Raw genomic sequence first — 21611 nt, forward strand, 5'->3', positions numbered from 1 at the left:
CGCCGACTCGGCGCCCTGGTCCGCGAGCGCAGCCGCCGTCTGGCCGACGCGGCGGACATCCCGGGGACACGGCGTGCGCTCGGTGCGGAGTGAAGACGCCCTGGCGCCCAACCCGACGAACGAGGCTCTCGGCGAGGATGACGGCATGAGCGATGAACTGGTGGCGTTCCTGAACGCGCGTCTGGATGAGGAAGGCGACCTGGCTCGTCGTTGCGGGCCGGGCGGGGTTTGTGGGGAGTGGGTGGCTCGCGGGGGACGAGTTGAGTTGGGGCAGGTCGGGCTTGATGGTCTCCCGCCCGCGGTCGCTCAGCATGTGGCCCTGCACGATCCCGTACGTGTCCTGCGGGAGGTCGAGGCCAAGCGGCGCGTGTTGGGACGTCACGCGCTCAGTCCGGCCGAGGGGGACCCCGAACGACCCTGGGACGACCGGGACGACTGTCAGTACGACGGGGAGCTCTGGCCCTGCGACGACCTGCTCGATCTCGCGCGTGTCCATGTGGACCACCCCGACTTTCCCGAGCGGTACAGGCTGGGAGGGGACGCGGTGGGTGGTGAGGGACTGACGGTGGGGGCTGACGGTGAGTAGGTCGGTGTGGCGAGCGCGCATGAGACGACCGACTCGGTGAGCCGCTCTCCCCTAGTGCGCGGCGCCCGCCGGCGCAGCCACTTCGAGTCCGGCCGAGTCAGGGCCAGTACCCCAGCGTATGGACTGCCAGGAGGGCGCCGAGTGTCAGCTGCACCGTTCCGATGACCTGGTGGCCGATCCGCAGCAGCACTACGGCCGTTGCGGCGACCGCGAGGGTCAGGGCGCCGAAGCCCAGCACCGGCCCCCAGTCCACGGGCGGCACGCCGGTCGCTGTCTGTCCTGCGCCGGCGGCCCTTCGGCCCAGGCCCCGGGCGGTGAGCACGATGGCGACCACCAGCGCGGCCCCCGCGTCCGCCAGCAGTACGAGCAGCAGGAGACAGCCTGAGGTGAGGAGACCCTCTCCATCGGAGGGCTTTTTCTCGGTGAGTTCGGGCATGGGTTGACGATCGCGCGGAATGCACCCTTCCATACGGCCCGTCGCCGACTCGCAATCCAGGTGTACTCCGCTCTTCATGGGCCTGTCCGGATCCCGGGCCAGGCATCCGGCGCGCACCCGGGGTCGCGCACCCGGGATCGCGCACCCGGGGTCACGCATTGCAGCGATCAACTACCGGGCCCCTGAACCCGCATGGTGGCCAGGGGCCCATCGCGGACGACGCCCACGACTCTCTCTTGACGGCTCAATCAGCCGTCTTCATCAGTCGTCCTTGCGCTGCAACACTTCGTCGACCGCTCGTGCCACCTGCTTGGGAAGATCGGCACGGACTTTGGCCCGCTCCTCCTGACGCCCTTCTTCGCGGATTTCCTCTTCGATCTCCGGGGGAATCTTCCCCCGGGATTTCGCCCGCTCTTCCTCGGCGGACTCACGCACCAGCTTCCTGCCTGCCCAGGGGACGGCGAAGCAGGTCAGTACCAGGCCGAGGAGAACGCCCTGTACGAGCCAGAAGTGGCCCGCTTCCACGATCTCGTCCTCCATGCGGGCGAGCAGGAGAATCACCGCGACAGCGATCACGGGTCCCCTGCTCTTGCGCATGACCCGTGACGTTGCGCGAACACCGTCAAGAATCCGCACGAAGACACCACCTCCTGAATGGGCCGATTTGCCGATTTCTCCCCTACGACGGCAATGGCGCAATTCGGGTTGCGTATTTCTTCCGACATAGTCCCTTCGTGTGGCGCGAGTTCGCCGGTTGACGACGATGCGAATGCCGAAAGGCCGGCCTACGGCATGAGAAGGCCCCAGGTCGATCCGCGACCTGGGGCTTTCTCTGCGGAGCTGAGACTACGAAGCCGGGGCCGGCGTCACGTCCGTCAGCTTCCAGCGCTGGTTCAGGCCCGAGTTCGGGGTCCAGACCCCGACCCCCGCGCCGTCCGTCGTCGACTGGCCGTAGACGTCCGGGAGTTCGCCGGTGGCCACGTTCACCAGGGTCCACGTGCCGTCGCCCGTCGAGGACAGGATCCACTGGGCGGCCTCGTCGCGGGTGGCCGTGTCGCGTTCGGCCACCAGGGAGCCGAAGCGGATGGCCAGGCGCTTGTGCGACGTCGTCTCCGTCAGGGCGTAGCGCGTGCGGTTGTCGGTCTTGCCCTTGCCGATGCGGTCCAGGGTCCACTGCTGGGTGTTGCCGGCCGCGGTGCTCGGGGTCTTGATGACCAGGCTCTTGCCGTCGGGGCCGACGGAGAGGTTCTTGCTGCTCTGGACACCCGTGAAGGTGTAGGTGTGGTTGTCCTGGAGTTCGGCCTTCGACGCCGCCACCCCCGAGACGCCCTTCACCAGGAACGACGTCACCGACTGGGCCGGGACCGTGATCGTCGCCTTCTTGCCGGTGACCTTGACGGCCTTCTTGCGGATCAGCTTGCCGGCCGCGTCCGTGACCACCGGGGTGATCGTCGCCTTCTTGGAGACCTTGCCGAACTTCGAGAGGTCGACCGTCACCGCGCGGGACTCGGTGGTGCTGTTGACGTGGACGACCGTCGCCTTGTCGCCCTTCTTCGCCACGGCGGCCGTGCTCGACTCGTCGTTGGTCTTGATCAGGCGGTCGCCCGGCTTGATGTAGTGCGTGAAGTTGCGGGCCGTGTCGAACTTGGTGTTCGTGTAGATCGGGCAGGTCTTGAGCGTGTCCGACTTCTTGCAGGCGAACGAGAGCTGGATCGAGCCCCAGTTGCCGCCCTTGGCGGACTCGCCGCCCGGCTTCATGTTGTCGTAGTCCTCGACCGGCTGCCAGAAGACCCAGGCCTGGGGCTCCAGTTCGCGCAGGTCGTCGACGATGCGCTGGGCGAGGCCCAGGCCGGGGCGCATGTCGGTGAAGCTCTGGCCGTCGCCCCAGTCGCCCTCGACCTCGCTCATCCACAGCGGCTTGTCGGCGGCCTTGGCGAGGTCGCGGACCGTGGTGCGCTGGCTCGTGCCGTAGGTGTGGACGTTCATCTGGTCGACCAGGTCACGGACCTCCTGGGGGTAGGAGTTCCAGTTCGTGGCGAAGGTGCCGGGGTTCGTCTCGTCCATCGCGGAGATCTTCGCGTGGGTGCGGGAGTCGTCCAGGACCGGCCCGAGCGCCCTGAGGACCTTCTGCTGGAGCTCGGGGCCCATGTGGGCGCCCTCCTGACGGCCTCCGGTCGGCTGACCGTCGGCGCCGAGCTTGGTGCCCCAGTAGTTGGTGTTGGGCTCGTTGAAGGGGTCGAGGGTGTCGACCTTGATGCCGTGGGCCTTCTCCAGGCGCTCGGTGGCGCCGACCAGGTACTGGGCGAAGTCCTCGACCGACTCCTCCTTCAGCTGGTCCTTCGACGCGTCGAAGCCGCCGGAGACGTAGCCGCTCTCCGTCATGAACCACGGCGGGGAGTTGCTGAAGGTCTCCCAGTGCGTGATGTCCTTCTTGATGCGGTCGACCCACCAGCGCTGGGTGGCGTCCGCGTTCTTGTTCCAGTCCTTCTTGTCGTCGGCGCTCCACCAGTCGACGTCCTCGCGGGTGGTGCCCGCCGGGGCCTTCCACCAGCCCTCGACCGCGCCGCCGGCCCGCAGGTAGTCCTTGACGTCGGGGGCGTTGCCGCCGCCGATGTTGTAGCGGGCGATGTTGAGGTTGAGGCCGGCCTCGCCGAAGAGGAGCTTGGCGAGCTTCTCGCGGATCGCGGGCGGGTAGTCGCCGGTCGCGTTGGCGAACCAGACCAGGCTGGTGCCCCAGCCCTCGAAGCTCTGACCCTTGTAGGAGGGGTCGGGGCTGACCGTCACCGACGCGCCGGCCGTCGTGTCGGCGTGCGCCATCGGCAGGGAGGTCGTGGCCAGGGCCGTGCCGGTGGCCAGGGCCGTGATGCCGATGGCCCCGAGGAGCCGTCTCGTACGGGTGCGGTGTGCCATTCGAGTACTCCAACTCTTCCGTGTGCCGCGTCCCGGCGGAACATAGAGATCGGGGCCCGCGTGGTGCGGTTCGGCGGGGTGCTTCTTGTGAGGCTCTGGGTGAGGCTCTTGGTGGCGCTGCGGGGGTGGCTCTGGTGGGGCTCTCACAGGGCTCTCGTGGGGCTCTTGAGGCTCCGGGTGAGAGCTTCTGTTGCGGTTCGGTGGGCTCTCGTATGATTTGTCGCGGTGGATGTTTACGTAAACATCCACTGAGGCGGATGTCTACACTGTGCGAATCTCGGCGGTCAAGGATTCGTCAAAGATCGATGCGTCGACCCGGCTGTCGCGGGCGAGGCGGAAGAGTCGGGGGAACCCAGGTGGACATGACCGACGGTCGTACGAGGAGACGTACGGGGCGGCCCCGGCAAGGGCCCTCCATGGGCGATGTCGCCCGGGTCGCCGGAGTCTCCGCCCAGACCGTCTCCCGGGTCTCCAACGGGTTCGCCGGGGTCAACGAGGACACGCGGCAGCAGGTGCTCGCCGCCATGCGGGAGCTGGGGTACCGGCCCAACAGCGCGGCTCGGGCGCTGCGGCGCGGGGAGTTCCGGACGCTCGGCGTGATCACCTTCTCCCTCTCCACCCTCGGCAACATCCGCACGCTCGACGCGATCGCCACGTCCGCCGCGCGGGAGGGGTACGCCGTCACGCTGCTGCCCGTCGCCGTGCCGACGCAGGACGAGGTGAACGGGGCGTTCTCACGGCTCGGGGAGCTGGCCGTGGACGCGGTCATCGTGATCATGGAGGTGCATCTGCTGGACGCGGCGACCGTGTCCGTGCCACCCGGGGTGCAGGTCGTGGTCGCCGACTCCGACGCCGGGGACCGGTACACCGTCGTCGACACCGACCAGGCGGGGGGCGCGCGGGACGCCGTACGGCATCTGCTGGAGCTGGGGCACGAGACGGTGTGGCACCTGGCCGGGCCCGAGGACTCGTTCGCCGCGCAGCGGCGGGCGAACGCGTGGCGGGCCACCCTCGCCGAGGCGGGTGTCCTGGACGCGCCGCCTCTCGTACGGGGCGACTGGTCGGCCGAGTCCGGGTACCGGGCCGGGTTGCGGATCGCCGAGGAGGCGGACTGTACGGCCGTGTTCGTCGCGAACGACCAGATGGCGCTGGGGTTGTTGCGGGCGCTGAACGAGCGTGGGCGGCGGGTTCCCGAGGACGTGAGTGTCGTCGGGTTCGACGACATTCCCGAGGCCGCGTCCTTCCTGCCGCCCCTGACCACCGTCCACCAGGACTTCGCGGAGGTGGGGCGGCTGTGTGTGGAGGGGGTGCTCCGCAAGATGCGGGAGGGCGGGGAAGGAGATCGAGGGGGGCCTGGGGAAGACAGCGAGGAGCACGGGACGACTCTCGTGCCTACCCGGCTCGTACGGCGGCGTAGTACGGCACCGCCGCCGGTACCCGGCAGCTGAGCGCTCAGCTGCCGCTGGTCGTCGGCTCCCGGCGCTGCTCGGACCGCTGCTCGTTCCCGGGGCCGGTGTGTTCGCCGAACGCCCGGTGCAGGCGGCCGAGCTCCCAGAGCAGGTAACCGCTGGCTCCGGCGAACGGGAACCACGTGCCCAGGTGGAAGAGGAGCACCGGCATGTACAACAGGCCGACCAGGACGCCGAACCTGAACAGGATGGCTGTGTACGGCTGATTGCGTTCGACCATGATGTGCCCTCCCCTGCCATGGATCCGCGGTCAGCGCGATCTCATGTGCGGCCCCCCTCGGCCTCTGCATCGCCATGATGCCTTCGGGGCGACGGGTTCGCGAGGGTCGGCGAAGGCTGCGCCACGTATCTTCACAACGTGAGCGGTATACGGGGTGGGCGTGGGCCCGGGCGTGGTGCGCGGGGCTGGTGGGTGCGGGGGCGGGTGCTCGCGGAGGAGTACCCGTGGGTGGTCGACGTCGGGGTCGCGCTGTTGGTGCAGGGGGCCATGACGATGCCGTTCGTGGTGCCCCGGGCGGCCGGGCTGGCGCCGGCGACATGGGCGGCGTACGGGCTGATGACGCTCACGGTGGTGCCGCTGGTGTGGCGGCGGCGGGCTCCGCTCGCCGTGCTGGTGGCGATCCTGGTGACCAGCATGGTCTACAAGCTCGCCCTCGACGGGCCCGGGCAGCCGTTGCCGTACAACGGGCTCGTGATCGTCTATACGGTCGCCGTCCTCTCGCCGCCCTGGAAGCGGTTGGTCAGCGGCGTGCTGGTGCTGATCGCCGTGCCCGTGGGAGTGTGGCTCAACACCCGGTCCGCGCGTGAACTGACCTTCTCCGCCTTCGTGTTCGCGGCCGCCTACGTCTTCGGTCGGCTCACCGACACCCGTCAGCGCGCCCATCGGGTCGAGGCCGAGCAGGTCGCCGCGCGTGAACGGGCCCGGATCGCACGGGAGATGCACGACATCCTCTCCCACGCCGTCAGCCTGATGATCGTGCAGGCGGAGGCCGGCCCCGTGGCGGTGCGTACGGCGCCGGAGCGGGCCGAGGCCGCCTTCGACGCGATCTCCGAGACGGGGCGGGACGCCATGGTCCAGCTGCGGCGGATGCTGGGCCTCCTGCGCGACAGCGAAGAAGGAGGGGGCCATGAAGGGAGCCGCCCGGAGGAGCGGGAGGGGTACGCGCCCGGACTCGCTCCCCGTGCGCCTCAGCCCGGGGTCGGGGAGCTGCCCGCGCTGTTCGACCGGGTGCGGGGCAGTGGGCTTGCGGTCGGGTACGAGGTGGTGGGGGCGGAGCGGGGGCTGCCGGGGGCCGTCGGGGCGACCGTCTTCCGGGTCGTCCAGGAGGCGCTGACGAACACCGTCAGGCATGCGGGCGCCCGTACCGTCACCGTCCAACTGCACTACGGGGACAGCGATGTGGAGCTGATTGTGCTCGACGACGGGCGCGGGCCTCGGGCGGGGTACGGCGGCGGTGGACACGGGCTCGTCGGGGTGCGGGAGCGGGCCGCCGCGCACGGGGGTACGGCGGAGGTCGGGGCCGGGCCCGGTGGGCGCGGGTTCGAGGTGCGGGTGCGGATACCCGTACCGGCCCTGCCGGCCGCGCCGGCCGTGGTGGCGACGGCGGAGGTGGGGCGTTGACCGGTCAGGTGATCCGGGTGGTCGTGGCCGATGACCAGGAGCTGGTGCGGAGCGGGTTCGCGCTGATCCTCGACGTGCAGCCGGACATCGAGGTCGTCGCGGAGGTGGGTGACGGGGTCGAGGCCGTCGAGGCGGTACGGCGGTGCGGGGCCGACGTGGCGCTGCTCGACATCCGGATGCCACGGATGGACGGGATCGAGGCGTGCCGGGCGATCAGTACCGATGGAGTGGAGACAGCGGAGGGAGTGGAGAACGCGGACGGCGCGGATGGAGCGGGCGGTGGGCGCGGTGGCTGCCGGGTGGTCATGCTGACGACCTTCGACTCCGACGAGTACGTGTACGAGGCGCTGCACGCGGGGGCGAGCGGGTTCCTGCTCAAGGACGTCCGGCGCGACGATCTCGTGCACGCCGTGCGGGTGGTCGCGCGGGGCGACTCGCTGCTCGCGCCGTCCGTGGCCCGGCGGCTGGTCGAGCAGTACACGCGGCCCGCCCCCTCCGTCGACCGGGCCCGGCGGCCCGACCCCCGGCTCGACGTGTTGACCGGGCGGGAGCGGGAGACCCTGTTGCTGCTGGCGCGAGGGCTGTCGAACGCCGAGATCGCCGCCGAGTTGGTCGTCAGCGATCACACGGTCAAGACCCATGTCGGCAACGTGCTCGCCAAGCTCGGCCTGCGCGACCGTATCCAGGCGGTGATCTGCGCGTACGAGACGGGGCTGATCGCGGTGGGTGACGCGTCGCTCGGGGCGGGCGGCACGTCGCTCGACGCGGCCACGGGACCAGAGTCCCAGGACGCGGTTCCCCCGCGCGGGGCCGGCAGTCGCCCGCCCGGGGGAGTCTCCCGGGCCTGGTCCTCCCCCGTGTCGGCGAGGAAACGGCGCCGCTAGGACCGCTCGCTCGGGCGATCCGCGCGGAGCCGCCGGTCAGAAGGATGGAGCCGACCACAACACCGGCTCACATCAACGGAGTTGACCATGCCGAGCACGAAGAACGCGGAGAGCCCGAAGAGCCCGAAGAGCACCGGCCGTGCACTGATCGCCGCGGCCCTCCTCCTGGGAGTGGCCGCGGGGCCGACGGTCCTGCCCGCCACCGCGGCGACCGCGACCGCGACCGCCGACACCGCCTTCGCACGGTCGCAGTCGCAGGCACAGTCACCGCCGCGGGCGGACCCCGGCCTCGCCGCCGCCATGGAGGCCGCCATCGCAGGGCTGCCCTCCGCCGACGCCACCGCCGCCCTCGTGCGGGTCGGGGGGAGCGAGGGCGTGTGGCGCGGCAGCTCAGGTGTGCACGACCTCGCCACCGGCCGGGCGGCCGATCCGAAGGGCCGCTTCCGGGCCGGGTCGGTGACCAAGGTGTTCACGGCGGCCCTGGTGCTGCGAATGGCCGCCGAGGGGAAGGTCGACCTCGACCGGAGCGCCCGTTCGTACCTGCCGGAGCTGGTTCCGGCGTCGTACGACGGCGTCACCGTCCGGCAGTTGCTCAACCACACGCACGGCATCCCGGCGCCCGACTTCCCGTGGACGACCGTCGAGGGGGCGTACGCGAACCGTTTCCGCGTCCACGACCCGGAGGAGATGGTCCGGTCGGCGACGGCGAAGGAGCGGGAGTTCGCGCCGGGAGCGCGGCAGCACTACCTCAACATCGGGTACACGGTCGCCGGACTGATCGTCGAGCGGGTGACGGGGGACTCGTACGAGGACCAGGTCGCGCGGCACGTGCTGAAGCCGCTCGGGCTGCGGGACACGTACTTCCCGGGGGCCGACCCGCGCATCGTCGGCCCGCACAACCACGGGTACCAGCGGATGACCCTCGACGACGGGACGACCGGGCTGCGGGACGTGACCGTGTGGGGCGCGACGGACGGGTGGGCGGCCGGGGACATCGTCTCGACCACGGCGGATCTGGAGCGGTTCACGAAGGCGCTGTTCCGGGGGCGGGTCGTGCCGCGCGGGCCGGTGCTGGAGGAGATGTTCACCGTGCCGGACGTGACGGACCACAGGACGGGCAAGCCGGCCGAGTACGCCGTGGGGCTGGCGCGCAAGGTGCTGGGTGGGCGTGAGGTGTGGGGCAAGACCGGTGGGCGCTGGGGCTACAACAGCGCCATCGCCTCCACCCGCGACGGCTCCCGCACCCTCGTCTACGGCGTCAACTCCACCGACGCCAAGGCCAGCACCATGAACCAGGTGGCCATGAACGTGATGGTGGCGGCCTACGGGATGCCGTCGTAGCGGGCGCGATCAGGACAACTGACCTACAGATTCTCAGGAGTTGGGCTGTTCGGATCGCACCGGCCCCTAGCATCGGCGGCATGCGAATGTGCCGGAGCCATGACAACAGGGGTCGGGGTCGGGGTCCGGACCGTGATCCGCGCGCCGACGCGTATCCGATGCCGAGCGTGCCGTACGGGTGGTACGCGGTGCTGCGCAGTGCGGAGTTGCGGGCGGGGAAGGTCGTCAGCCTGCACTACTTCGGGCGGGCGCTGATCGCGTTCCGCGGGGCCGACGGGCGGGCCGCCGTGCGCGACGCGCACTGTCCGCACTACGGCGCGCATCTGGGCGTCGGCGGGAAGGTCGTGGACGGGACGGTGGAGTGCCCCTTCCACGGGTGGCGTTTCGGGGCGGACGGGCGGTGTGTGGAGGCACCGTTCGCCGTCCGGACGCCCAAGGTGTCGATCGGCGGGTTCCCGGTGCGCGAGCACAGCGGGCTCGTCCTCGTGTACGTCGGGCCGAACGAGACGGGCGTGACGAAGGGGCCGGGCGAGTCGGGCGAGTCGGGCGAGTCGGGCGAGACGGGCGAACCCCCGTGGGAGGTGCCGGAGATCGAGGAGACGAGGTCCCGGTGGTTCGCCTCGCCCATCGACGACACGTGCCGCGCGCGGATCCACATCCAGGAGATGCGCGAGAACATCGTCGACGAGTCCCACTTCCACTTCATCCACGGGCAGAGCGAGCCGCCGGTCCAGGAGTGGCGGGAGGACGGGCCGTTCGCCGAGGCGCGGGGGACGATCAGCCGGCGGGTGTTCGGCCGGGACATCCACAACACGTTCGACGCGTTCATGTACGGGCCGGGTGTGATGGTCGTCCGGGCCCACGGGCCGGTGCTGTCGGTGACCGCCGTCGCGCTCAGCACGCCCGTCGACGACCGTACGAGCGAGCTGCGGATGCTGTACTACCTCCGCAAGCCACGCCGACTCCCCTTCCTCACCCCCCTGTTCAAGCTCGTCTTCCGCGCCGAGGCACTGGGCGAGGTGCGGGAGGAGGTACGGATCTGGGACCACAAGATCCACCAGGCGCGGCCGGTGCTGCTTCCGCACGAGAAGGGGATCAGGGCGCTGCGGCGGTGGTACGCGCAGTTCTATCCGGCGCCTCCGGACGGGGACGCGCGTCCCGGCGCGGGTGAAGCTGAGGGCGCGGTCGAGGCGGTGGCACAGGGCGCGGTCGAGGCGGTCCGGTCGGTGGCACAGGGCGCGGTCGAGGCGGACCGGTCGGTGGCACAGGGCGCACAAGCGGCTTCGCGACGTCGCGGAGGTCCGTCGGAAGGGCCCTAAGCTCCCCCCATGGAGCGATCCGAGATCATGCAGCGAGTCGTCGGGATTCTCACCGAGGCGGTCGAGGTGCGGCGGCAGGCTCGCGAGAACCCCGGTGTCGAGGTGGCGTTGACGGGGGCCGTCTCCGCGCTGCTCGTGGAGACCCTGCCCAAGATCGAGCTGCCCGCCGACGCCTCCGCCCAGGAGGTCGCGCACATCATCACGGACGCCCTGGCGCCGGCGATCGTGACCCTGGCCAACTGCTTCTCCTACGCCTTCGTCCATCTCGCCGAGGTGCACGACCAGGGGCGCACCGACACGACGACGGCCGATGTCCTGCGGGCACTGTCCCTCCAGTTCGCCCAGCGGGACGGGGAGTAGGGCGTTCGTTCCCGGGATTTAACCCACGGCCTCTTGGCGACTCCCCCTCTACGCGCGTAACTTGAGCCGACTCCCCCCACGCCATCGCTTCGGCGTACCCGAGGTCCGACGTTCGAACGTTCGATACCCGATCTGCCCGAAGCCCGATGTACGAGGAGACCCTCAGCCGTGCCCATGTCCGACAGACCCGCAGGAAGCGGCGCCCGTGCGCGCCGCGTCGCCTATCCGCTGATATCCGTGGGCGCGGCCGGCGCTCTCGCGTTCGGCGTGCTGCCCGCCGCGTTCGCCGCGCCCTCGGCGAGTGCGGTGATCGGGGAGATGTACGGCGGCGGAGGGAACTCGGGGGCGACCCTGGTCAGGGACTTCGTCGAGCTGGGGAACGCCGGGACCGGGGCCTACGACCTGGCGGGCTACAGCGTGCAGTACCTGCCGGGGTCGCCGTCGGCGTCCTCGCAGTGGCAGGTGACCGCGCTGAGCGGGTCGATCGCGCCCGGCGGCCGGTATCTGATAGCCGAGGCGGCGGGCACCGGCGGGACGACGGCCCTGCCGACCGCCGACGCCACCGGGTCGATCGCGATGAGCGCCGGCAGCGGCACCATCGCCCTGGTCGCCGGGACCACCCCGCTGACCTGCAAGACCGCCGCCGACTGCGCGGCGGACGCGAACGTCGTCGACCTCGTCGGGTACGGCAGCGCCGTCGTCCGGGAGGGCAGCGGCCCGGCCGCCGGCGCCTCCAACACCGCCTCCGTCGCCCGCGCCGCCTCCCTCGCGGACACCGACGACAACGCGGCGGACCTCGCGCCCGGCGCCCCGACCCCGGTCAACTCGGCGGGCGAGACGCCGGGTTCGGGTGGCGGCGGAGACGGCGACGGGGGCGGCGGCGGATCCACCGAGCCCGGCCCCCTCCGCGTGCACGACATCCAGGGCACCACCCGGCTCTCGCCGCTCACCGGGCAGACGGTCACCCGGGTCCCCGGCGTCGTCACCGGCGTGCGGAAGTCGGGCTCGAAGGGGTACTGGATCCAGGACCCCCAGGCCGACGCCGACCCCCGTACCGGTGAAGGGGTCTTCGTGTACACCGGGTCGGCGGACCCGACCGTGGCGGTCGGGGACTCGGTCCTCGTCAGCGGCAAGGTCACCGAGTACTACCCGAGCAGCACCAGCCAGTCGGTCACGGAGATCACCGGGCCCACGGCGACCGTGCTGTCCGGCGGCAACGCACTGCCCCCGGCCGTGACGCTGGACGCGTCGACCGTGCCGGACGCGTACGTGCCCACGGCCGGCGGGGGCAGCATCGACGCGCTGCCGCTCGAACCGGCCGTCTACGCCCTCGACTTCTACGAGGCGCTGGAGGGCTCGCGGGTGCAGGCCTCCGACACCCGGGTGGTCGGCGCCACGACGGAGTACGACGAGGTGTGGGTGACGGTGAAGCCGGAGGAGAGCCCGACCGCGCGCGGCGGCTCGCTCTACTCCGGATACGACCAGCCGGGCACCGGCCGGATGAAGGTCATGTCGCTCGACACCGCCACCGCCTTCCCGCAGGCCGACGTCGGTGACGAACTGTCCGGCACCACCAGCGGGCCGCTCGACTACTCCTCCTTCGGCGGCTACAACCTCCAGGCCACGCAGCTCGGCACGCTCGTCGACAACGGCCTGAAGGCCGAGAGGACCCGGCGGCAGAAGGGCGACGAGCTGGCGGTCGCCACGTACAACGTGGAGAACCTGGACGCGCTCGACGGCCAGGAGAAGTTCGACCGGCTCGCCGAGGGCGTCGCCGTCAGCCTCAACTCGCCCGACATCGTCGCCCTGGAGGAGATCCAGGACGACAACGGCGCCACGAACGACGGGACGGTGACCTCCGAGGCCACGCTGACCCGGTTCACCGACGCCATCCGCGCGGCCGGCGGCCCCCGTTACCAGTGGCGCTACGTCGCTCCGGCCGACAACCAGGACGGCGGCGAGCCCGGCGGCAACATCCGCCTGGTCTTCCTGTTCAACCCCAAGCGGGTCTCCTTCACCGACCGGACCGGTGCCGAAGCCGCCACTCCCACCACGGCCACGAGCGTGGTGAAGACCCGCAAGGGCGCCCGGCTCACCTACTCCCCGGGCCGGATCAACCCCACCAGCGACGCCTGGGGCAGCAGCCGCAAGCCGCTGGTCGGCGAGTTCGTCTTCCACGGCGAGCAGGTCTTCGTCATCGCCAACCACTTCGGCTCCAAGGGCGGCGACCAGCCCCTGCACGGCCGCTACCAGGAGCCGACCCGCGGCTCCGAGACCAAGCGGCACCAGCAGGCCGCCGAGGTCAACACCTTCGTCAAGGACCTGCTCAAGGCCGACCGGAACGCCAAGGCCGTCGTCCTCGGCGACCTCAACGACTTCGAGTTCTCCGAGACCATGACCGCGCTCACCGCGGGCAAGGTCCTGAAGCCGCTGATCAGCACGCTCCCGGCCGCCGAGCGCTACACCTACGTCTACGAGGGCAACTCGCAGACCCTGGACCACATCCTGACCAGCCCGGCCGTCACGCACTTCGACTACGACGTCGTGCACATCAACGCCGAGTTCGCCGACCAGGCGAGCGACCACGACCCGCAGATCGTGCGGATCGACGTGGGCAGGTGCCGCCGGAACTGACCGCCGGCCGGTCGCTCGACCATGAGGAACCTCCGGGTCCGTCCGTGGCCCGGGGGTTCCTCATGGAGGTTCTGGTTAGCCGAGCATGCCCACCTGGTAGTCACCGGCCGGCTGCCGCACCATCACGTTCAGTCGGTTGAAGGTGTTGATGAGGGCGATCAGCGCCACCAGGGCGAGGAGCTGGTCCTCGTCGTAGTGCTTGGCCGCGTTCTCCCAGACCTCGTCGGGAACACCGCCCGCCGCGTCGGCGATCCGGGTGCCCTGCTCGGTCAGCTCCAGCGCGGCGCGCTCGGCGTCGGTGAAGACCTTGGCCTCCCGCCAGCCGGCCACCATGTGCAGCCGCTGGGTGGTCTCCCCGGCGTGCGCGGCCTCCTTGGTGTGCATGTCGAGGCAGTATCCGCAGCCGTTGATCTGGCTGGCGCGGATCTTCACCAACTCCTGTGTGGAGCGGGGCAGTTCCGTCCCCGAGATCACCTTGTCGACCCCGACGAGGTGCTTGACGATCTTGCCGGTGACGGGGTTGGCGAACAGGTTGAGACGGGCTTCCATGGCGGGCTCCTTGTGCCGTCGTATGCGGTGACAACACAAGGACGGACCGGCCCCGGGTGGATGTGACACGGACGCGTGTGACGCCCGTCACCCACCGCCGACCGCCCGTCTCTACGACAGTTCGGGGCTGTCGATCGTGCGGGTCGTGCCGCCGGTGAAGGTGAGGGTGACCGTGCCGGTGAGCGGGCCGTAACGGTCGCCACGGGGCCACCAAGCGGTCCAGCCGGTGACCCCCGAGGTGCAACAGGCGAGTTGGGGAGTTGGGGCGTTGGGGAGAAAGCCGACCCCGACCGGAAAGGGCCGGGCCCCGCTCCGGGGAGCGGGGCCCGGCCCATGGTGCGTGGGCGGTGCGGGGACGGTCAGTAGAGGGCGATCCTCGGGTGGACCGTGCCCTGGGCCGCCGGGTCGGTGACGGTGACGCGGTAGACCTCGGTCAGGGTGGCGCCGGCCGCCAGCGTGCGCCGGGCGGTGGTCAGGTCGGTGAAGAGGGTGCCGGTCTGGCTGCCGAGGTCGACGGCCTTCCAGCAGCCGCCGGCGGTGCGGCGCTCGACCTCGACGTCCGCCGGGTCGAGGAAGGGGCCGGCGTCCGGCGACTCCACCAGGAGCTGCGGGGCGACGGTCCGGTCGGCCGTCGTGTCGTTGCGGTAGGTGACGGTGACCTCGTGGCTCTTGCCGTCAGCCGTGAGCGGGCTGGTGGCGAGGTCGACGAAGTCGACGGGTATGGACGACGCCTGTGGGGTTGTGGAGACGGTGGTGGTGGCGGGCTGCGGCGTGGCCGCCGCGGCGGGCCCCGCGAGGGCGAGACCGGCGGCAGCGACCGCCACGGCGAGGAAGGCGACCCTCAGACGACTGTTCTTGACTGACACGTGCGCGGATCCTTAATGCTCGTGGGGGGTCCGGCCGGGCCCAGCACTGGATCACCGGCCAGGGACGCCCCAAGATTACGAAGCGATCGCCGCGAGCGGTAACTACCGCCGGGTAGTGGAGAGATTGCGTGGGAAGTCGGCCACGGCGGCACCTCTCTGGCGTTTTTCCCCTCTCCTCAGTTAGACATGCTCCGGCCCCACATTGACCAGTGGGTTCCAGGAAGCACGGATTCCCAGGGGGGAACACATCCATGACCACGTATCAGGGCACACCGAGACGTACCTCCCGGCTCAGACTCGTCGGTGCCGCCGTGACCGCGCTCGTCCTCGCCGCGACGGGGACGGCGACCCAGGCGATGGCCGCGCAGAGCACGACGCAGAAGCCGCAGTCGGCGAAGACCCCGCCGCCGCCCGTGCCCACGCTCACCTGGGCCGACTGCCAGGGCGGGTACGAGTGCGCCAACGCGGACGTCCCGCTGGACTACCGGGAGCCGCAGGGCAAGAAGATCACGCTCGCGGTGGTCCGCAAGAAGGCCGCCGACCCCGCCAAGCGCAAGGGCACGCTCTTCATGCAGCCCGGCGGACCCGGCAACTCCGGCGTGGACTTCGTCCGCAACAACTACGACGACCTCCCGGCCGCCCTGCGCGACTCGTTCGACGTCTTCGGCTACGACGTCCGCGGTGTCGGCCGCAGTTCGGCGCTCACCTGCTTCGACGACGCCCGCTACACCAAGGCCGTCACCGACGCCAAGGGCGTCCCGGGGCCGGACGCCTTCGGCCCGGCGCTGCGCGAGGCCGCCGAGTTCAACCAGGCCTGCCTCGACAACTCGGGCGAGCTGCTGCCGTACGTCGGCACGGAGTACGTCGCCCGTGACATCGACCTGCTGCGCCAGGCCCTCGGCGAGGAGCAACTGACGTACTACGGGCGGTCGTTCGGCTCGTACATCGGCACCGTCTACGCGGCGATGTTCCCCAAGCGGGTGCGGGCCCTGACGCTCGACGCGGCGTACGACCCGTACAAGTACGCCTACCGCCCCTACGCCTACGACCGGGCCCAGTACCTGGCGCTGGACGGTTCGATGGGCCGCTTCCTCGACTGGTGCGCCGCCGACCAGGCGACCTGCGGCTTCGGCGACGGCGACCCGCGCGGGGCGTTCGAGCAGCTGAAGAAGGACCTCGACGCCAACCCGGTCACCACGGCGAGCGGCGGCAAGGCCAACGGCTACACCCTGGTCTACCGGCTGATGTTCAACATCAACGAGGGCAAGGTCATCTGGCCCTCCCTCGGCGCGGCGCTGAAGAAGGCGCAGCTGCGGGACAACACCTCGTTCCTGCTGCGGCCGCCGTCCCCGGCGAGCTTCGACTTCCTCGGCCCGAACGTGGTCGTCGAGTGTGTCGACAAGGAGTACCCGAAGAGCCTGCGCAAGCTGGAGCGGAACGTCACGGCCAACGCGAAGGACGCGCCGCTGCTGGGCCCGGCCATGGCGTTCGGTCCGCCGACCTACGACCACCAGCACGCCACCGCGTGCGTCCAGTGGCCGGCCGAGAAGCCCAGCCGCTACGACGGCTCCTTCCGGGCCAAGGGCTCGGCGCCGATCCTGGTCCTCGGCACCACCGGTGACCCGGACACCCCGTACCAGGACGCGGTCGCGCTGTCCCGGCAGCTGGACAACGCCTCACTGCTGACGTTCGACGCCGAGGGCCACACGGCGTTCGGCCGCAGCGCCTGTGCGACGGACGCGGTCGTGAACTACCTCGTCGACCTGAAGGTTCCGGCCTCCGGCACCACCTGCGCGGACGAGACCCAGCCGCCGTCCTCGACCCCGAAGACGGCCCCGCCCGGCACGACGCTGAGCGAGCTGCGCAACGGCGTCAACGAGCGCGTCGAGCGCATCGGCGACGCGAGCTGACCGGCTCCGTCGACGGATCGGCCACGTCGGCTGACCGGGTGCGTCGCCCTGACCGGCCGCGTCAACCGACCAGCCACGTCGGCCGACCGGCCGCGTCAACCGACCAACTGCCCTGGCTGACCAGCCTCGTCGGCTGACCGGCGGCCTCGACCGGCCGGTCACGTCGACCGGCCAGGCCCCTGGGCCGACGGCCCTGAGCCGACCACCCTGAGCCGGCGGCCCGGGTCGGCCGACCGAACACGAACCCCGGGGCGCCCGCCCCTCCACTCCACGGCGAGCGCCCCGGGGTTCCGCACGTCCGCGTCGCGTCCGCGACACGTCAGCGGCACGTCGAGCCGCACGGATCTGGGGAGCGGGCCGGTGTGGCTGCGGATCCACTTCACGTACGGCCCAGAACAGCCAGACCGGCGGCGCGGTCGCCCGCGTCTACGGTTCGAACGGCGGCGAGTTGGCTTCCTACCCCGCCAACGGCGGTGTCTACGCCGTGAATTGGGGCCCCGTCCACTCCATCCGCAACTGCTGAGCGAACCCTGCCGATACGGGGCGGCGGCCACCGGTGGTGACGGTCACCGGTGGGCGCCGCCTCGCCCCTTTCCCGTGCCGACGTCGATGTCACTGTGCAGGTCACTGTCGTTGCCCGTGTCGATGTCCATGTCGACGTCCATGTCGATGTCCATGTCGATGTCGTCGAAAGGCAGCTTGTCCAGGTCGCCGTCGAAGTCGGCCGGGACCAGGAGCGAGTGCTGCGGCGGGCCGGACGGGGGTGTGGGCCGGAGGTCGGGGCCGGTGAGGGACTGTTCGGTCCAGATGCACTTGCCGGTGGCCGTGTAGCGGGTGCCCCAGCGCTGGGAGAGCGCGGTGACCAGCTGCAGGCCCCGGCCGCCCTCGTCGGTGTCGCCGGCCCTGCGGATGCGGGGCATGGTGAGGCTGCCGTCGAAGACCTCGCAGACCAGCGTGGAGCCGTGCAGGAGACGCAGGCGGACGGGGCCCTTGGCGTGACGTACGACGTTGCCGACGAGTTCGCTGGCGAGCAGTTCCGTGGTGGGTGCCAGGGCCTCCAGGCCCCAGGCGGCGAGCTGTTCGCGGACGTGGCGGCGGGCCTGCCCGGCGGCTCTCGGGTCGTCGAGGAGGGACCAGGAGGCCATCCGGTCGTCGGTGAGCGCGTGCAGCCGGGCCACGAGGAAGGCCGCGTCGTCGGGCGCCGCGTGCTCGGCGGGCAGCAGGCCGTGGGTGAGGGTGTCGCAGAGGCGTTCCAGGTCGGCGGCGGTGCCGTCCTCGTGGGCGGTGCGCAGCAGCCGTGCCAGGTCGGCCATGCCTTCGTCGATGCCGCGTTTCGCCGACTCGACCAGCCCGTCGGTGTAGAGCACCAGCAGGCTGCCCTCGGGCACGCTCAGCTCGACCGTCTCGAACGGCGGTTCGGCCGCGCCGAGCGGTGGGTCGGCGGTCCACTCGGGAAAGCGCACGGTGCCGTCGGGAAGGACCACGGCCGGCGGCGGATGCCCGGCCCGGGCGAGGGAGCAGACCCGGGTGGTGGAGTCGTAGAGGGCGTACAGACAGGTGACGTACGAGTCCTCGCCCATGGAGCCGACGATGTCGTTGAGGTGGCCCATGATCTCGTCGGGCGGCAGTTCGAGGTCGGCGAGGGTGTGCACGGCCGTGCGCAGGCGGCCCATGGTGGCGGCCTCGGACAGACCGTGGCCCATGACGTCGCCGACGACGAGGGCGACCTGGCCGCTGGAGAGCGGGATGACGTCGTACCAGTCGCCGCCGACGTCCATGCCCTGCCCGGCCGGCAGATAGCGGGCGGCCGACTCGCAGGCGGCGAGGACGGGCAGGTCCTTCGGGAGCAGGGCGCGCTGGAGTTCACGGGACCGGGTGTGTTCGAGGTCGTAGAGGCGGGCGCGTTCCAGGGACTGTGCGAGGAGGGCGCTGATCGTGGTCAGCAGGGTGCGTTCCTCGTCGGTGAGGCGGCGTGGCCGGTCGAAGGAGACGACACACACGCCGAAGGTGTGGTCGGACGCGGTCAGCGGCAGGAACGCCCAGGCCTGCTTGCCCGCGCGGGCGGGCAGGTGGGCGTGTTGGGGCACGTAGGCGGCGTACTCCTGCGGTGAGGAGATGAAGATCGGGGCGCCGGTGGTGATGGCGTCCCAGGCCGGGCCGTACGGCATCCGGGGGCGGTGGTTGACGAGCTCGATGAAGTCGGGGGCGTAGCCGACGGCGCCGACGTTGTGGAGCCGGCCGTTCTCGACGGTCTGGACGAGCAGGCCGCTGGCGGCGAACGGCGGCAGCACCCGCAGGGCGACCGCGTCGACGACGTCCTGCGAGGTGGTCGCCTTGGCGAGCGCGGCGGTCAACGCGGCGATGCGGTCGGCCCGTTCGGAGGCCGCGCGCTCCGCCTCGCGGCGCTCCTCCTCGTGCCGGCGCCGCTCGGTGACGTCGGTGAAGTAGATGGTGCGGCCGTCGGGCCCGGGGACCAGCCGCAGGTGGTAGACGCGGTCGTGGTCCGGCACATGGACGTCGAACCCGGCGGGCTTCTCCCCGGCCGCGGCCGCCCGGCAGCGGGTCTCCAGACAGGACGTCTCGCGCACGGACGGCAGGTCCCACAGGTACCGCCCGAACAGTTCCTCCTCGGAGAGGCCGAGGGTGCGTTCCGCGACCAGGTTGGCGAAGGTGATACGCCAGTCGTCGTCGACGGCCAGGAAGCCGTCGCTCATGTGCCGCAGGGCCCGGCCGACCGCGTCCCGGGCGCAGCGTGCCTCGTCGCTCTCCCAGCCGACGCCGATCATCCGGGCGGGTGCGCCGTGCTCGTCGTAGGTGGCCCGGCCGCGGGCCCGGGTCCAGCCCCAGGTGCCGTCGAAGCGCCGTACGCGGTACTCCGCCTCGTACACGGTGTGGTCGCGGATCGCCCGCTCGGCCGCGGCCAGGGTGGGCGGGAGGTCGTCGGGGTGGACGATCCGCATCCAGTTCTCGATCTTGCCGGTGAACTCGGCGGGCCGGGTGCCGTACAGCTCCAGGGCGGCCTCGTCCCAGATCAGGTCACCGCTCTGGATGTCCCAGTCCCAGGAGCCGACGCTGACCTCCTTCAGCGCCTGCCGCAGCCGCTCGGCGTTCGGTTCGGCCGGTGCGGGGCCGGACGGCGGGGGCGCCTGAGCCATGCGGTCCTCGGTCCAGTCGACGACAGCACGCAGGAAGTCCCATTGCAGGCCGGTGGGTTCGCCCCGGTCGCCGGTGAGGACGGTGAGCGCGCCCACCGTGCGGTCGCGGCCGGTGACGGGTAACGCGGCGAGCCCCGTACCGGGCCAGGCGAGGGCCATGGAGCCCAGCGGGGACCACACCCCGCTGCCCTGGTGCAGGGCACGGGCCGGGGGCAGCGGGCCTTCCTGGTCGATGATCTCCCAGGGGCGGGTCAGGGCGGGCGGGAGGCCGGTGACCGACACCAGGCGCAGGGCCGACATGGGTCCCCTGAGGTGGATCATCGCTCCGAGAGCGCCGAGTTCGCCGACCGCGTGCTGGAGCGCCAGCCGGAAGACCTCGCTCTCCGCGACACCCGGATCCACCGTGCTGAGCAGGGCCAGCCGTGCGTTCATACGGCAGACCCTAACGTTCTACTCACACGTAAGGCAGTCCGCCACAGGAATTCCACAGTCACTCCGCGATGCGGTCCCCGCGTCGGGCGGGAGCCTCAACCACACTGCGCACAGGCATAATTGACGAACTCTCAGAAAACGGGGACGGCTCGGGCGGCGCCGACACGGGCGCCGGTTCGTTCGTCCACGGCGGGACCATCGCGACGACGCACGGCCGCCGATCCGCGTTACCAAGATCTGATGAACGTCGTTGGGCCGCTGCAACCCCAGGATGTCCGGCCCGACCCCAGCAGGCGCCATGTTCGAGATGTTCCAGCAAGTGAAGACGTTGATCAAGACGTTCGTCGAGCAGTACGCGAGGAACCAGCAGCTCAAACGGGATCTGCTGGCTCAGCGTGGTGAGCAGGAGCGGCGCTGGCGGGAGGAGGACCGGGTGATCCTGCGGGCCGCCCTCGCCGCGAACCGGGTGGCCCTCGAACAGCACAACGACACCCTCCGGCGGGCGGCCGGCGTCTCCTACCTCACCCTGCGCTGCCACGAGGACACCTGGACCTTCCTGGCCCGCACGGCGTTCGGCGTCTGGGAGCCCGCCTGGACCCAGAGCACCCGCGACCCCTACGACCGCGTCGGCCCGACCGCGACCAGGGCGGCCCACTTCACCGCGAACCCCAACCTGCCGCCGGGCCGCATCACCAAGGCGGACGGCGGCATGCAGGACGTCCAGCTCTCCGGGCACAACCTGGTCCACCTCCTCGACGCCCTCCACGAGGCCACCGCCTCGGAGCTGACCGCCACCGGAGCGCGCGCCCGCACCCTCTACGACCGGCTGGCCTCCTTCACCGCCAAACTCGACCCGGCGGCCCCCACCGGTCGCACCACCGGCATCCTCTGGCGGATCGACGACAGCCTGCACAGCCGGTACGTGAGCCAGCCGTCCGGCCCCGGCCGCCCCACCACCGCTCCCCTCCTCCACAAGGTCCCCTCCCCCACCCCGGCGGCCCGCCGCCGCCACCCGGAACACAGCGGCTCGCCCGTGGCCCAGAAGTAGCGGTGGGAGCGGGGCGCACCGGGCTGTTGCGATACCGGGACACTTCCGTGCGATCGGAGTACAACCTTCCGCCATACCCGGTCGTCTCACC

17 protein-coding genes are annotated in these 21611 nt (G+C 71.1%); 10 read left to right on the forward strand and 7 right to left on the reverse strand.

Annotation, left to right across the window (positions count from 1 at the left end; genetic code table 11):
* Positions 1-145 precede the first annotated feature (145 nt).
* The gene (locus K1J60_RS20980; protein WP_220647548.1) at positions 146-586 is read left to right on the forward strand and encodes a DUF6221 family protein; all 441 of its coding nucleotides are present in this window, start codon (positions 146-148) and stop codon (positions 584-586) included.
* 97 nt (positions 587-683) lie between these two features.
* On the opposite strand, the gene K1J60_RS20985 is transcribed toward K1J60_RS20980, so the two are convergent.
* The 3 genes from K1J60_RS20985 to K1J60_RS20995 all read right to left on the reverse strand — a co-directional run bounded on the left by K1J60_RS20985 (position 684) and on the right by K1J60_RS20995 (position 3932).
* Positions 684-1022 carry an inner-membrane translocator gene (locus K1J60_RS20985; protein WP_220647549.1) on the reverse strand — a complete coding sequence of 113 codons (339 nt, stop codon included), beginning with the start codon at positions 1020-1022 and terminating at the stop codon, positions 684-686.
* A 261-nt stretch (positions 1023-1283) separates the two neighbouring features.
* A complete protein-coding gene (locus K1J60_RS20990) occupies positions 1284-1619 on the reverse strand; it encodes a hypothetical protein (RefSeq protein ID WP_220647550.1) in 336 nt (111 codons plus the stop codon).
* Positions 1620-1868: 249 nt separating this feature from the next.
* Positions 1869-3932 carry a glycoside hydrolase gene (locus K1J60_RS20995; protein ID WP_220647551.1) on the reverse strand — a complete coding sequence of 688 codons (2064 nt, stop codon included), beginning with the start codon at positions 3930-3932 and terminating at the stop codon, positions 1869-1871.
* A 416-nt stretch (positions 3933-4348) separates the two neighbouring features.
* Between K1J60_RS20995 and K1J60_RS21000 the strand changes: the two genes are divergently transcribed.
* Entirely contained in the window at positions 4349-5380 is a 1032-nt protein-coding gene (locus tag K1J60_RS21000; RefSeq protein ID WP_220647552.1) for a LacI family DNA-binding transcriptional regulator, read from the forward strand.
* Positions 5381-5384: 4 nt separating this feature from the next.
* On the opposite strand, the gene K1J60_RS21005 is transcribed toward K1J60_RS21000, so the two are convergent.
* On the reverse strand, positions 5385-5621 hold the full coding sequence (locus K1J60_RS21005; protein ID WP_220647553.1) for a hypothetical protein: 237 nt from the start codon (positions 5619-5621) through the stop codon (positions 5385-5387).
* A gap of 138 nt (positions 5622-5759) precedes the next feature.
* On the opposite strand from K1J60_RS21005, the gene K1J60_RS21010 reads away from it, so the two are divergent.
* From K1J60_RS21010 to K1J60_RS21035, 6 genes are all read left to right on the forward strand, one after another.
* Positions 5760-7022 (forward strand): sensor histidine kinase, encoded by a 1263-nt coding sequence (locus tag K1J60_RS21010; RefSeq protein WP_220647554.1) that lies wholly within the window; start codon positions 5760-5762, stop codon positions 7020-7022.
* Positions 7019-7906, forward strand: coding sequence for a response regulator (locus K1J60_RS21015; RefSeq protein WP_398683264.1), 888 nt, complete (start codon positions 7019-7021; stop codon positions 7904-7906). Before K1J60_RS21010 ends, K1J60_RS21015 begins: the two co-directional genes overlap by 4 nt.
* Positions 7907-7993: 87 nt before the next feature.
* Positions 7994-9247 (forward strand): serine hydrolase domain-containing protein, encoded by a 1254-nt coding sequence (locus tag K1J60_RS21020; RefSeq protein ID WP_220647555.1) that lies wholly within the window; start codon positions 7994-7996, stop codon positions 9245-9247.
* A 158-nt stretch (positions 9248-9405) separates the two neighbouring features.
* A complete protein-coding gene (locus K1J60_RS21025; protein WP_259407835.1) occupies positions 9406-10566 on the forward strand; it encodes a Rieske 2Fe-2S domain-containing protein in 1161 nt (386 codons plus the stop codon).
* 9 nt (positions 10567-10575) lie between these two features.
* Complete coding sequence (locus K1J60_RS21030; RefSeq protein WP_033530464.1) at positions 10576-10926, forward strand: hypothetical protein; 351 nt, start codon at positions 10576-10578, stop codon at positions 10924-10926.
* Between the two features lie 174 nt (positions 10927-11100).
* The gene (locus tag K1J60_RS21035; protein WP_220651595.1) at positions 11101-13560 is read left to right on the forward strand and encodes an endonuclease/exonuclease/phosphatase family protein; all 2460 of its coding nucleotides are present in this window, start codon (positions 11101-11103) and stop codon (positions 13558-13560) included.
* A gap of 75 nt (positions 13561-13635) precedes the next feature.
* Here the strand turns inward: K1J60_RS21035 and K1J60_RS21040 are convergent, their stop codons facing one another.
* Positions 13636-14109, reverse strand: coding sequence for a carboxymuconolactone decarboxylase family protein (locus K1J60_RS21040; protein WP_220647556.1), 474 nt, complete (start codon positions 14107-14109; stop codon positions 13636-13638).
* Positions 14110-14468: 359 nt separating this feature from the next.
* Positions 14469-14975, reverse strand: a complete 507-nt coding sequence (locus K1J60_RS21045; RefSeq protein WP_220647557.1) for a hypothetical protein — start codon at positions 14973-14975, stop codon at positions 14469-14471.
* Between the two features lie 251 nt (positions 14976-15226).
* Between K1J60_RS21045 and K1J60_RS21050 the strand changes: the two genes are divergently transcribed.
* Positions 15227-16885: an alpha/beta hydrolase gene (locus tag K1J60_RS21050; RefSeq protein ID WP_220647558.1), complete on the forward strand. Its 1659-nt coding sequence runs from the start codon at positions 15227-15229 to the stop codon at positions 16883-16885.
* 566 nt (positions 16886-17451) lie between these two features.
* On the opposite strand, the gene K1J60_RS21055 is transcribed toward K1J60_RS21050, so the two are convergent.
* On the reverse strand, positions 17452-20472 hold the full coding sequence (locus K1J60_RS21055) for a SpoIIE family protein phosphatase (protein WP_259407836.1): 3021 nt from the start codon (positions 20470-20472) through the stop codon (positions 17452-17454).
* Between the two features lie 319 nt (positions 20473-20791).
* On the opposite strand from K1J60_RS21055, the gene K1J60_RS21060 reads away from it, so the two are divergent.
* Positions 20792-21520, forward strand: a complete 729-nt coding sequence (locus tag K1J60_RS21060) for a hypothetical protein (RefSeq protein ID WP_259407837.1) — start codon at positions 20792-20794, stop codon at positions 21518-21520.
* Positions 21521-21611 lie beyond the last annotated feature (91 nt).

This window comes from Streptomyces akebiae, assembly GCF_019599145.1.
Classification (GTDB): Bacteria; Actinomycetota; Actinomycetes; order Streptomycetales; family Streptomycetaceae; genus Streptomyces; species Streptomyces akebiae.

Coding starts and splice junctions, on each gene's coding strand:
- K1J60_RS20980 (WP_220647548.1), top strand. CDS start 146: ATGAGCGATGAACTGGTGGCGTTCCTGAACGCGCGTCTGGATGAGGAA.
- K1J60_RS20985 (WP_220647549.1), bottom strand. CDS start 1,022: ATGCCCGAACTCACCGAGAAAAAGCCCTCCGATGGAGAGGGTCTCCTC.
- K1J60_RS20990 (WP_220647550.1), bottom strand. CDS start 1,619: ATGCGCAAGAGCAGGGGACCCGTGATCGCTGTCGCGGTGATTCTCCTG.
- K1J60_RS20995 (WP_220647551.1), bottom strand. CDS start 3,932: ATGGCACACCGCACCCGTACGAGACGGCTCCTCGGGGCCATCGGCATC.
- K1J60_RS21000 (WP_220647552.1), top strand. CDS start 4,349: ATGGGCGATGTCGCCCGGGTCGCCGGAGTCTCCGCCCAGACCGTCTCC.
- K1J60_RS21005 (WP_220647553.1), bottom strand. CDS start 5,621: ATGGTCGAACGCAATCAGCCGTACACAGCCATCCTGTTCAGGTTCGGC.
- K1J60_RS21020 (WP_220647555.1), top strand. CDS start 7,994: ATGCCGAGCACGAAGAACGCGGAGAGCCCGAAGAGCCCGAAGAGCACC.
- K1J60_RS21025 (WP_259407835.1), top strand. CDS start 9,406: ATGCCGAGCGTGCCGTACGGGTGGTACGCGGTGCTGCGCAGTGCGGAG.
- K1J60_RS21030 (WP_033530464.1), top strand. CDS start 10,576: ATGGAGCGATCCGAGATCATGCAGCGAGTCGTCGGGATTCTCACCGAG.
- K1J60_RS21035 (WP_220651595.1), top strand. CDS start 11,101: ATGTCCGACAGACCCGCAGGAAGCGGCGCCCGTGCGCGCCGCGTCGCC.
- K1J60_RS21040 (WP_220647556.1), bottom strand. CDS start 14,109: ATGGAAGCCCGTCTCAACCTGTTCGCCAACCCCGTCACCGGCAAGATC.
- K1J60_RS21050 (WP_220647558.1), top strand. CDS start 15,227: ATGACCACGTATCAGGGCACACCGAGACGTACCTCCCGGCTCAGACTC.
- K1J60_RS21055 (WP_259407836.1), bottom strand. CDS start 20,472: ATGAACGCACGGCTGGCCCTGCTCAGCACGGTGGATCCGGGTGTCGCG.